Genomic DNA, 13,060 nt, shown 5'->3' on the forward strand with positions numbered 1-13,060 from the left:
AGTCATGAAAAAATTGATAATCATACTTCTGCTGCAGTTATTTGGTTGGGGGCACAGTCAATATGTAGAGGTTCTGGAAAATGGAAATCTGGAAAACCTGTCTCCCCGGAAATTTATGATTCCTTTACAGCAGCAGGAAAACTATAAATCTGCATTTGTAGGAAGGTACAAAGCGCATTATCCCAATACTTATCTCGGACATTTATTTACAGCCATTGCTGATGAAGCAAAAAGTTCAGGAGCAAATGCTTATCACATTGTGAGCTTTAAAGAAGGAGATCATCAAAATGAATCTGAATTGGTAATAGATACTTACTATATACAGGATCCCGACATCAGGCATCAAAGTACACTTATTGAAAAAAATAAAATTTATATCATCGGTGAGCCCGTTATAAACAGCGGAAATATTTCAAAGTTTAAAGTAAACGGAGAGAAAAAAGAAGTAAGAGACAATACATTTATAACGATTACTTTAAAGGAAAATGAAGAAGTGAAAATAGTAAAAGGAGGAATTACGGGAATGGCAGTATGGGCAAAATGGAAACCGGAGCAGTTTAATAAATTCTACAGCTTCTCAGGTATTGGAATAGATGGTGTAGGTTTTGGAACAAATGGAGTGGGAGTTGGCATTAATACCGGAAGAATATATCCTGTGGATCCGGATCTTGGCTATTTTTTAATTCAGGTTTTAAAAGAAAGTAAATAAAACCTCAGGGCAAACTGATGAAAGTTGACACATCTCCATTCAAAAAAATGATTTTTTTTCCTGAATATAATTTCAAAACCCCATTTTATCGGGGTTTTTATTTTTATTGTGTCATTTTGTCATAATTTTTTGAATGGTACAGATATTGAGAAATTGAGAGTGTAAATTAAAATTAAAAATAGAAAAAATATAAAATATTATGAGTAAAATAATTGGAATTGACTTAGGAACAACCAACTCTTGTGTTGCTGTAATGGAGGGTAAAGACCCTGTTGTTATTCCTAACGCAGAAGGTAAAAGAACTACTCCTTCTATCGTAGCTTTTACGGAAGACGGAGAAAGAAAAGTAGGTGATCCTGCAAAAAGACAGGCTGTAACGAATCCAACAAAAACTGTTTACTCTATCAAAAGATTTATCGGAACACACTTTAAAGATGATGCTTCTGAAATCACAAGAGTACCTTATAAAGTAGTTGCCGGACCAAACGATACAGTAAAAGTAAAAATCGACGATAGAGAATATACACCACAGGAAATTTCTGCAATGACGCTTCAGAAAATGAAGAAAACTGCTGAAGATTATCTTGGTCAGGAAGTAACAAGAGCGGTAATCACTGTTCCTGCATATTTCAACGACGCACAGAGACAAGCTACTAAAGAAGCTGGTGAAATTGCAGGTCTTAAAGTAGAAAGAATCATCAACGAACCTACCGCTGCAGCGTTAGCTTATGGTCTTGATAAAAACCATAAAGATCAGAAAATCGCAGTATATGACCTTGGTGGTGGTACTTTCGATATCTCTATCCTTGATTTAGGAGACGGTGTATTTGAAGTATTGTCTACAAACGGTGATACGCACTTAGGAGGTGATGACTTTGATGATGTGATCATCAACTGGATGGCTGACGAGTTCAAAGCTGAAGAAGGTGTAGATTTAAAAGCTGATGCTATTGCTCTTCAAAGATTGAAAGAAGCAGCTGAAAAAGCTAAAATTGAATTGTCTTCTTCTCCTCAGACTGAAATCAACTTACCATATATCACAGCTACTGCTACAGGTCCTAAGCACTTAGTGAAGACTTTAACAAAAGCTAAATTCGAGCAATTATCTGCTGATCTTGTAAGAAGATCTATGGAGCCTGTTGCTAAAGCATTAAAAGATGCTGGTTTATCAACTTCTGATATCGACGAAGTAATCCTGGTAGGTGGATCTACAAGAATCCCGATTATCCAGGAAGAAGTAGAAAAATTCTTCGGTAAAAAACCATCTAAAGGAGTAAACCCGGATGAGGTTGTAGCCATCGGTGCAGCTATTCAGGGAGGTGTATTGACAGGTGATGTAAAAGATGTATTACTACTTGACGTTACTCCACTTTCTTTAGGTATCGAAACGATGGGTTCTGTATTCACTAAATTAATTGAAGCGAACACTACAATCCCAACTAAAAAATCTGAAGTATTCTCTACAGCTTCTGACAACCAGCCGGCTGTAAGCATCAGAGTAGGACAAGGGGAAAGACCAATGTTCAACGATAATAAGGAAATCGGTAGATTTGACCTTACAGATATTCCACCAGCACCAAGAGGAGTTCCTCAGATTGAAGTGACTTTCGATATTGATGCGAACGGTATCCTAAGCGTATCTGCTAAAGATAAAGGAACTGGTAAAGAGCAGTCTATCAAAATCCAGGCTTCCTCAGGTCTTTCTGACGAAGAAATCGAAAGAATGAAGAAAGAAGCTCAGGAAAACTCTGCGGCTGATGCCAAGAGAAAAGAAGAAGTTGAAATCTTCAACAAAGCTGACGGATTGATCTTCCAGACTGAAAAACAACTGAAAGAATTCGGTGAGAAACTTTCTGCTGACAAAAAAGCAGCTATTGAAGCAGCTCACGCAGAATTAAAAACAGCGTTCGAAGCTAAAAATGCTGATGATGTGAAAGCTAAAACTGAAGCATTAGATGCAGCATGGATGGCAGCTTCTGAAGAATTATATGCAGCGGGTCAACAGCCAGGTGCTGATGCAGGTGCAGGAGCTCAGAATGCTGGTGGAAACGCCGGAGCTGAAGATGTACAGGATGCAGACTTCGAAGAAGTAAAATAATAAATGTAAACACTAACATTTAATTATAAATCAACCCGGCAGCAAACAAAGTTTGCTGCCGGGTTTTATTTTACAGGATATTTACTGCCCTCAGAAATAGGGTTACAGTTTTTTAAGTACCTTTTTTGTCCTTCAGAATCATTTTACCCCAATCATTGATATGATCCAATAAAGGAATAAATGACAACCCCAGATCTGAAAGACTATATACCACTTTTACCGGAGGCTTTGTTCCAAATACCGTTCGTGTTATCAGCTGATCTTTTTCCAATTGCCTCAACTGAATACTTAAAGTTGTTTCTGTAATAAAAGAAAGGTCTTTCTTGAGTTCGCCAAACCTTTTATCCCCATTTTTTAAGTGGCAGAGAATAACCCCTTTCCATCTTCCTCCAATGAGATCCATGACGAAACTTACAGCACAGGGATAAGATTTCTGATCAACATTAACGAATAAGGTCTCACATTTTTTTTCCATCTTTTCTATAGTATCTAAATTGATAGTTATTTTATGGTAATAGTACAGGAGCTATTTTTACACAATATTAATCAGAATAAAAGAAATAAAAAAATGTATCAACTAGCCCAAATTAATGTTGCCCGAATGATAGGAACCAACATAGAAGACCCGGTGATGAATGAATTTGTCAGTCATTTGGATTCAGTAAACCAATTGGCAGAGAATAGCGACGGATTTATCTGGAGACTGAAAGATGATGAAAACAATGCTACAAGCTTTAATCCATTAAACGATGAACAGGTTATCATCAATTTATCGGTGTGGGAAAACATAGATTCCCTGGAACATTTTACTTATAAAACATTCCACGTTGATTTTCTGAGAAGAAGAAGAGAATGGTTCCAAAAATACGGAAAAGCTCACTATGCGATGTGGTGGATTAAAAATAATGAATATCCTGGTATAGATGAAGCATTGAAACGGCTAGAATATTTGCAGGAACACGGTTCCTCTTCTTATGCATTTAATTTTCAGCATGTTTTTCAGTCGCCATAGTTGCAGCATTGAAAAACTTTTGCAATCAGCATGCTAATAAAGTTATCTTTGTACAGTTCAGTATTGTATTGAAATAAATGAAAGAAAGATATATTGCTTTTCTGGCAGTTGCCGGAGTACTATGTTTACTAAGTTATACTTCTAATGATCCTGCAGGATATACTGTGGAAGAGCTTCGCACACTGTACAGCAGTGGTGATCAGAGTAAATGGCCGGCACCTTATTTATTTGATGAAGCTAAAGAAGGGTTTCAGGATATCGGACCGTTGCCCAAAATGAGTTTTCCTGAAGATAATCCCTATTCCGAAGCTAAAACGGAGCTGGGAAAAATGTTATTCTTTGATCCGAGATTGTCAGGAAGCGGACAAATTTCCTGTGCCAGCTGCCATAATCCCGAAACAGGCTGGTCAGACGGAAGCATGGTTTCTTTTGGACACAACAGGCAGACAGGTACCAGAAATGCTCCTGCTTTGGTAAATATCGGATATGCTAAAACACTTTTCTGGGACGGCCGTTCGGCAACGTTGGAAGAGCAGGTGAAAGCACCTATTGAAAATCCGGTAGAAATGAATCTGCATATATCAATGGCAACAAAGAACATCAGAAAAGTTAAAGGGTATAGATCTTTTTTCGTCAAAGCTTTCGGGAATGGAGATGTGACAGAAGAAAAAATTGCAAAAGCCATTGCTACATTTGAACGTTCTCTGATAAGCCCACCTTCAAGATTTGATAAATTCGTGACCGGAAAAAAAGATGCCTTAACGGATTCCGAAATCAATGGTCTTCATCTATTCAGAACTAAAGCAAATTGTATCAACTGCCACAACACACCTTATTTTTCCGACCAGAAATTCCATAACCTGGGACTGACGTATTACGGAAGAAAATACGAAGATCTGGGACGGTACATTGTTACTCAAAAAAATGAAGATGTAGGAAAATTCAAAACTCCTGCACTAAGAGAAGTTTCCGAGAATAAACCTTATATGCATAACGGACTTTTCCCTGAGCTGGCGAACATCGTCATGATGTATAATGCCGGAATGGGAAGGGAAATTCCAAAAGGAGAACAGATCAATGATCAAAAGTTTCCCCATAAATCAGGAATGATCCAAAAACTGAATTTAACAGATGATGAGGTGTTTGATATCGTAGCATTTTTAAAAACACTGAACAGTTACAAATATAAAATGCGCCCACCGGAATTACCTAAGTCATAATGATTTATAGTAAAATTATTTAATCAGGAAGATTGATTTTGTGTATTCTGAGCTTGCAAAAATCAAATTCATAAAAACAAAAAGATCTCTGAGTTATCTCAAGAGATCTTTCTATAATGTATAGGTTATCTTTTTATATTAGTTATCTTTAGCAAACACGGTTCCACTTAAAGATCCTTTACCCCAGTTAAAGTTATCCCCGGATGAAGCCCACATATTAAATCTGGTAGTACTTACAGTACCTTCCACATAGCCATTAAGCGAGTATACTATATTGATAGGTGATGATCCACTGTTAACAACGGTTTCTGAAAAGCTCCCTGACACACTCATCATATGCGATCCGGAATCTGAATATGGAACAGAATATTTTCGGGAACCCTCCGGTGCTTCTACGCCGTTTCTGAGAAAACGTATACCAAAATATCCATTAACAACTGTATTGCTGTTATTTAAAGGATAAGTACCCATTGGAACAGTGTAGGTCATTAATATTTTGGCAGTAGAATTGGCAGGAACCACTACTGTAGAACTCAAGCCAAGATTTACAGTGTCTATAACGTTACCTACTCCTGCAGCGCCCTGATCTACCGGAGCTGTTGCTGCAACGGCCACTACCTGTGATAAAACAAAATCACTTTTCTGAGGGGCTAATTTATCCCATCTTGGAGCTGCCGGAGTTCCTGAATTAGAATAAATTCCTTCTCCATAGGGAGTTAATGCGGTGTTGGAATTGTATACCATAAGTCCTTTTGCAGGTGAAGGAATAGTAGTTCCATCTGTCATTGAGGTTAATGATACTCTTGGTAACAAAAATCCTCTGTTGGTGGCAGTAAGATCAAGCAAAGCTGAGTTATCAGGAGCATTGGTACCCACTCCTACATTTCCTCCCACCGGATTTAATACTAAAGGAAGACCTGTAGTTCCAGTTTTATTCTGACTGGAAATATAAGACCCGAAAGGAGCGCTGGTATAGGTTCCGAAATCCAAAGCATGGCTGGTATTACCATCTATTCTAAATGTGGCGTTGGTATTCGCTGTACCTAATGCTGAAGGTTGTGCATTGATACCTGCTACCACCAGTTTATTCGTAGGGGACACTGTTCCTATTCCTACTCTTCCGGAATTGGCATCGGTAAGATACATCAGCTCGTTAGGAGTCTGGCCAACACTAAAAGACAGGTAACGGTTACCTGTTGCTGTTGTTGTAGAAATATCCCCAAAATTAATACGTGAAATAGACCCTGTACCGGCTGAAGAAGAAGACCTCATATTGATGCCGAAATTTTCAGCACGGTTACCATAGCTGAAACCATCCTGTCCAACATTAATATCCAATGCATTTTTGGTCTGAGCTGTTGTAACAGCGGCATTCAGCAGTTCGCTGCCTTGTACGTGTAATTTGGTTGAAGGGTTATCGATTCCAATTCCTACATTTCCTCCTGCCGGATTCAGTACTAAAGGAAGGGGGGTGGCTGCGGTTTTGTTCTGACTGGAAATATAAGATCCGTAAGGATTGTTGGTATAGGTTCCGAAGTCCAGAGCGTGGCTGCTGTCCCCGTCAACTCTAAATGTGGCATTGGTATTGGCTGTACCTAATGCTGAAGGTTGGGCATTTGTGCCTGCTACTACCAGCTTATTCGTAGGGGTAGTGGTACCAACTCCTATACGGTTGTTGGCTGCGTCCACTGACAAGGTATTTCCATCTACAGAAAAGGCATTGGTTTGTGTTCCTGTAAATGTCAGGGTATTAGCTCCCTGGGTTACCGTTCTGTTTCCTGTTAGAGTGCCGTCTGTTGTATAGATATTACCTGAAGAGCCTCCAACAGCTCCTCCGTCCGTAGCTCTCCAGCCTGAATTACTGTATACATATTCCAAAGCCTTGCCATTGGGAATAGTAACACCGCCTAATGAAGCACCAAAACCTCCTGTTGTATTATTATAAACAATGATTCGCTGCCCTGCATTGGGAGCAACAGGTGCAGTAATAGTAACTGTTGCAGTAGCAGCGCCGGTAAGTTGTACCTGGCTTACATTGGCCGGAATAGTAACAGCATTACCTGCAACGGCTAAAGCGGTTTCCCGGTTGGTAATGGCTCCGTTCACATCCAGTGTAGTACCGGGAGCGATGAGCCCCAGTCCGAGATTACCATTAGAAGTCACCACCAGGTCATCTGTAGCCTGAGCAGCTGTAGGTACTCCCGTTGTCGGATTATTTTTTAATCCGTCAATATTGAATATTCCCTGAGGATTACTGGTATTGATCCCCACTTGTGATTTTGCCACCAGAGAAAAGGTGGTGAGCAAGCCTGCTAGTAATAAATTTTTTTTCATAATATATAAGAAATTAAGATTAGAATAAATTAATATCTCCTTTTTTGTCGCGGGCTCCATCATAGCAACAGAGTATCCTTACTTATTGATTATATGTTCTTTGTATTCATGAAGCAATAGTCTTCTCTAAAAGTTCAGTATTAAATCTTTAACACAATGTTTTATTATTTAAATGAAACAGTAAAACAAAATAAAAATCTTTGCTGCATAGTATTGCTTTTCTTTGTCTTAAGCTTATTCCATAACATTCATAATATCCTTAATATCTTTAACAAAAATAAGCTTATTTAAGGTTGTTGTATGTTTTTCACATACAACATACGTACATCATACATACATCATTTGGGTATGACTCTTGAATTTTATACTTTATATTATCATTGTTGTGTGAAATAATTAATCTGTTATACGTTTTATGTTTTTTATTTAAACCTTAAAAATGCTGTGTTTTAGCTTTCTCTAATCCTTTTTTAATGACTTTTAGGTTTTGATTTTAAAAATATTTATAGTTGCAAAGTATATGTTTCTATAGACTGGCAGACATCGGTGGAATTATAGATAGGTATTTTTATTTTGAATAAAATAATGGTTGTAAAAAGTCTAATGTGCTTACTGCATATTTTAAAAATACAAATCTGGTTGAGCAGGTATCTCAGATCATCAAGGTTTAATAACATTATTGACGTATATCTTTTATGAATACCAGGATTAATCATTAACAAAAGATTTTTTTATTAACAGCCCTTCGACAGGCTCAGGGTGACAACCCGAATAGCAACTGAGATTTTTAAGCGTTGTCCTGCTGAGCCTGTCAAAGCTGTTATTAAAGTTATTTACACTTTACAAAACCACAAAAATCACAAAAGATTTCATTTACAAACACTTGAGTTTATTTAAGTAAGTTTAAAATGAGAATGCACAAAAGCTCATTTAAGATGAACATTTCGACTTCGCTCAACAGGCAAAGATTTTCACAAAGTTTAAGTAGGCTATTATATATAAAGTCTGACTCTGAAAAATGAAATGTTTAATTTTTGTGTCTTTTGTAGTTAAAAATAATGAATATATAAGTTTAAACAGCTTCGTTACTAAAAGGGACTGATCGATAAATAAAATACTCTTCAAAATATTTTTTGAAGAGTATTTGAATCCGGATATATTCCGATGACTTAGTTATTGGTTACTGCTATGGAACTGGAGATGCTGTTGCCGCTCCGACGCTGGTGCCTCCAAGGTTATAACCGCCATCACTCAAAATAGTCATTTGTTCGTTGGAGATGATCAGCAATCTGACCCCCCAAACAAATGAACTTCCTGATGTAGTAGTTGCATTAGGAACATCGGCATAAATTCTCCATGTTCCGTTCTGCTGAAAGGTATATATATCTGGTACCTGAAAATCAAAATTGGTAGATCCATTACCTTTAAAGCCAGCAGTAGTGCTGCCATGATTGTTGGTGTCAAACCCCACCACAATAGCTGTATAGGAAGAAACAGGTATTTTTGTATCAAAATTAGAGATGAAATCTCCATTCGGGTTTGTAAAGGTATAATATTTAAAATACATTTTTGAAACCGGACCTATTTTACCCCAATTCGGGGCTGCCGGAGTTCCGCCGTTATAATAAACTCCCGTACCTTGAGGTGACATGGCTGTATTATTATTATACACCATAAGTCCGGTGGCAGGCGAAGGAACCGTACTCGCATCTGATGGGGAGGACAGGGATACCCTTGGTAGTAAAAGCCCTTTATTGGCAGCATTAAGATCCAGCAAAGCCGAATTATCAGGAGTATTAATTCCTACCCCGACATTTCCTGCAGGAGTAATAGTCATTTTTGCATTGTTATTGGCCATCAGGTTCAGATTATTTGAAGTGGTAGTCCCCAGATAACCTGCTCCTCCTCCAACATAAGTTTTAAGATTCACTGTACCATTGGTATGGTTTAATCCAAAGCTGTTATCTCCTGTACTGATGGTAAGTTTAGTGTCGGGTGTGACGGTACCTATACCTACATCTCCTGCTGGAGTAATAGTCATTTTTTGAGTGTTATTCGTTGTGAATCTCAGATCATTAGCAGTAGTGGTTCCCACGGAGGCTGCTCCTCCTCCGATATATGTTTTTAAGTTCACTGTCCCATTGGTATGGTTCAATCCAAAGCTATTATCAGGCGTACTGATGGTAAGTTTAGTATCGGGCGTGATGGTACCTATACCTACATCTCCAGCTGGAGTAATAGTCATTTTTTGAGTGTTATTCGTTGTAAATCTGAGATCGTTTGCCGTAGTAGTTCCCACGGAGGCTGCTCCTCCTCCGATGTATGTCTTTAAGTTCACTGTACCATTGGTATGGTTTAAACCAAAACTATTATCGGGGGTGCTGATGGTAAGTTTGGTATCAGGTGTTGCAGTACCAAGACCTACACGGTCATTGGCCGCATCTACAGATAAGGTGGTTCCATCTACAGAAAATGAATTGGTCTGTGTTCCTGTAAAGGCAAGAGTATTAGCTCCCTGTGTAACGGTACGGTTTGCTGTAAGGGTACCATCCGTATTGTAAAGATTAGCAGCAGTTGAATTTGTCGGGTTATGCAGCTTTGTCCATACGGTACCATTATAATAATAATAGCCAACGGTATCAATGTTCAAAGCGGTGCCCGCAGCGGTACCTGTAGCGATGCTGTTTACATAGATAAGGGTTGATACCGGAACTCCGGTCATGCTCTGAGCTTTTTGCCTGTCTACTCTGGGAATAAGCAGTCCTTCAACTGTTGTACCAGTACCTGTGCTGTTTTTAGCTGTTACATCTAGGGTTGCGGTGGGAGTTGAGGTATTAATCCCCACCTGTGATTTTGCCAATGAAAAGGTAGCAAGCAATCCTACTACAAATAAATTTTTTTTCATAATATGCGTTAATTAATAATTTTCTTATATCAACAGTTATAATAGCCGTGAACATATTGGTGAACTGTATCTGTGTGTTCTACTATTGATTGGAAGGCAAAGGTAATACTTGGTGAAGTTATAAAGCATATTACATGCTCATCATAGATACAACATGGGTATATCGTAAATACATCATTTTCGTGTTTTCGTTGAAAAAATAAGCTTTATAGGAAAAAAACTTTAATAAATTAAACCACAAATAAGTGAATTAATTATGAAAATACTATCTTTGTTTTTTATCTTTGTTGCTTTTTATCAGTTTGCTAAAAGAGGTTGACAATAAAGATAGATTTGCCGGTATAATTCAAATCATGATTTATGGTAGAAAAATTATCATAAGGAGTGTGTTTTTGATTTAAGTTAGTAAAGAGACGGCTAATTATGTTTTGATCATCTTTATATCTGTTTTAAGCACATGTTGATTTGAGTCCGGAATTTTTTTTGCTGTCAGGTGGAAATCGAATGCATTTGTTGAAGATGTAGTGAAGTTGTACCGAATTTTGTAACCCTTTATTCATAGTGGTTTGAGAGGATGATGTATCTACGCTGTATGTTGTTATTATGCATTTTTTATCACTTTTTTTTAACCTTGTGGAAAATAAAATAGATATGTGTATAAGAAAAGTGAATCCCTGATCTCTTTGTGAGATTCCGGACATCCGTAACCAATAATAGGGTTGAATCATTTCTTTAAAGCAAAAAAAAGAAAAAATGAATTTATTACCGGTATCAGGTGAAAACGGGAGACGACACATATTTTGATGTGATTCCCAATCTTGTTATCCGTGTAAATAAAAACAAAGAAAAGATAACACTCAAAAAAGGAGTAATTATATTGTAAAAAGCAGTAAATTATAATGGATGGGGAGCTGTGCCTTGTTTCTCTTGCAATAATGTTATTCTTTCAAATTGGAAATATTGGTCTGATATTCTTATCATAATATTTTTATTTGGTTATTATAAGTATTTTTTTATCTTTAATCAGCAACTTGTTATTATGTTTTTTTTAAAAAAAATGAATAAAATAATTTTATTTTCTTTCATAATATGTTGTTCGGAATTATTTTCACAACGATATACAGAAAGGAATATTGATACTTTACTGATAAAAACAAACGAAGTACTTCGGACGAGAATATCTGACGATGATCTTATCCGTTGGAATAAAGGAATTATAAAGGAAGCAATCCGGATTGGCTATCGCGAAGGAGAAGCAATGGGATATGCCAATATTGCTAACCGGTATTTATTTGGGGGCGATTTAAAGAAAGGATTAGAATATTTAAACAAGGCTGAAGATATATCCGGGAAAAGCACTAATAATTTTCTTTTGGGTAAAATTAATCAGGAGTACGCTCAGGTTTACGGTAAGATGGATGTGAGCAAGCTGGCTTTGGAATACAATTCAAAAGCTATGAATTATGGTTTGAAGCTGAGAAAAGATAACCGTGACTGCCGCCTGTTTTTACGTTATGTCTATTCAATCAGATCTGTATACATGTACAAGGTTGACCGACCTGATTCTGGGATTATTTACCTGCATAAAGCTATGAAAATAGAAGCGAACCCTCTTGATGTAGCTAATGTTGCACAGCACTATACCATATTTGAAGTGAAACCTGATTCTGCCAGATATTACTTTCAAAAAGCTTTTGTGCTTTTGGAAACCAAAAAATTTAAACATAACAAATTCCAGAGAGCTGTTGTTTTACAGAATTATGGAGTATTTCTGAACAGTCAGGGAAAAATCAGCCAGGCTATCAATGCAATTAAGATGTCGATCGGGCTTGCAAAACAGGTTAACAGGCCAAAGCTTATTCTTAACAATTATAAGGAGCTGTCTGTACTTTATAAAAAAGAGGGTAATACTGATAAAGAAAATGAATATATAAACAAAGCAATCTCATTGCAGGACAGCCTTAATGCGAATCAGAATCAGGCGGTAGATCTCTCCATCAACAGACTGAATAAAGATAGAGAAAACGAAAAGGTTCAGTTTAAAAAACAAAATAATACCACGCTGTGGTATAGTGGTATCTTAATGCTGCTGATTATTCTAATTACCATTTACTTTTATTTGCGTGTCAGAAAAAAGAAAAAGAAGCTGGCGGAAAGTGAAAAAGTAATTTTTGAAATAGGGCAAGAAACAAAAGACCTGAAAAGAAAACTCAGTGAAAATTATGAGCATATCATTCAGCTTGCCAGAGAAAAAAAAGCTGATTTTTTTCCTAAATTCCAGGAAACCTATCCGGAATTATTCAGGGAGTTGTTGAAAATAAATCCTAGTCTTTCCAAATCGGATTTAACTTTTTGTGCCATGATATGGCTTGGCTTTTCGTCAAAGGAAATTGCTCAGTGTGTGTCTATGGAGCATAGATCTGTACAGACAAAAAAATACAGAATACGGAAAAAACTGAATCTGGAAAGCGAGACAAATCTGTATCTTTTTTTCAGATCTATATTAGAGCCTTAGAAATGTTAATCTAGTGTAAGTGAATACAATTTCAGAGAAAAACTGGAGCAAGTTTTTATTATTGCTTTGCTATTGGCTTGTTTAACTTCATAGACTTGTCATAATAAGACTTGCTATTTTTCTTCTCGTACTATATTCCTGTTAGTAACCTTGATAATCACCCTCCTAATTGGCTTGGGTGTTACATTTTTTGAATATACAAACTATCGTTTTGAACGTTTTGTTGCTGGCACTTACATCCGGTATAGTTGTCCATTAGTTTTACAT

Annotated in this window: 8 protein-coding genes; 5 read left to right on the forward strand and 3 right to left on the reverse strand. The window is 37.1% G+C overall.

Annotation, left to right across the window (positions count from 1 at the left end):
• The first annotated feature begins 4 nt into the window (after positions 1-4).
• Together LIV57_RS13910 and dnaK are read left to right on the forward strand one after the other, a co-directional pair.
• Positions 5-709: a hypothetical protein gene (locus LIV57_RS13910; RefSeq protein WP_227943038.1), complete on the forward strand. Its 705-nt coding sequence runs from the start codon at positions 5-7 to the stop codon at positions 707-709.
• 199 nt (positions 710-908) lie between these two features.
• Entirely contained in the window at positions 909-2,807 is a 1,899-nt protein-coding gene (gene dnaK, locus LIV57_RS13915) for a molecular chaperone DnaK (protein WP_202838817.1), read from the forward strand.
• Positions 2,808-2,919: 112 nt separating this feature from the next.
• Here the strand turns inward: dnaK and LIV57_RS13920 are convergent, their stop codons facing one another.
• A complete protein-coding gene (locus tag LIV57_RS13920) occupies positions 2,920-3,282 on the reverse strand; it encodes a winged helix-turn-helix transcriptional regulator (protein WP_227943039.1) in 363 nt (120 codons plus the stop codon).
• Between the two features lie 93 nt (positions 3,283-3,375).
• Between LIV57_RS13920 and LIV57_RS13925 the strand changes: the two genes are divergently transcribed.
• Together LIV57_RS13925 and LIV57_RS13930 are read left to right on the forward strand one after the other, a co-directional pair.
• Positions 3,376-3,819 (forward strand): DUF3291 domain-containing protein, encoded by a 444-nt coding sequence (locus LIV57_RS13925; protein ID WP_227943040.1) that lies wholly within the window; start codon positions 3,376-3,378, stop codon positions 3,817-3,819.
• A gap of 77 nt (positions 3,820-3,896) precedes the next feature.
• Positions 3,897-5,039, forward strand: a complete 1,143-nt coding sequence (locus tag LIV57_RS13930; protein ID WP_227943041.1) for a cytochrome-c peroxidase — start codon at positions 3,897-3,899, stop codon at positions 5,037-5,039.
• 138 nt (positions 5,040-5,177) lie between these two features.
• Here LIV57_RS13930 and LIV57_RS13935 read toward each other — a convergent pair whose 3' ends face one another.
• Positions 5,178-7,373, reverse strand: a complete 2,196-nt coding sequence (locus LIV57_RS13935) for a hypothetical protein (protein ID WP_227943042.1) — start codon at positions 7,371-7,373, stop codon at positions 5,178-5,180.
• A 1,186-nt stretch (positions 7,374-8,559) separates the two neighbouring features.
• Positions 8,560-10,278: a hypothetical protein gene (locus LIV57_RS13940; protein WP_227943043.1), complete on the reverse strand. Its 1,719-nt coding sequence runs from the start codon at positions 10,276-10,278 to the stop codon at positions 8,560-8,562.
• Positions 10,279-11,335: 1,057 nt separating this feature from the next.
• Between LIV57_RS13940 and LIV57_RS13945 the strand changes: the two genes are divergently transcribed.
• Positions 11,336-12,793, forward strand: a complete 1,458-nt coding sequence (locus LIV57_RS13945) for a helix-turn-helix transcriptional regulator (RefSeq protein WP_227943044.1) — start codon at positions 11,336-11,338, stop codon at positions 12,791-12,793.
• The last annotated feature ends 267 nt before the right edge of the window (positions 12,794-13,060 follow it).

This window comes from Chryseobacterium sp. X308 (genome assembly GCF_020733145.1).
In the GTDB taxonomy this organism is placed as follows: domain Bacteria; phylum Bacteroidota; class Bacteroidia; order Flavobacteriales; family Weeksellaceae; genus Chryseobacterium; species Chryseobacterium cupriresistens.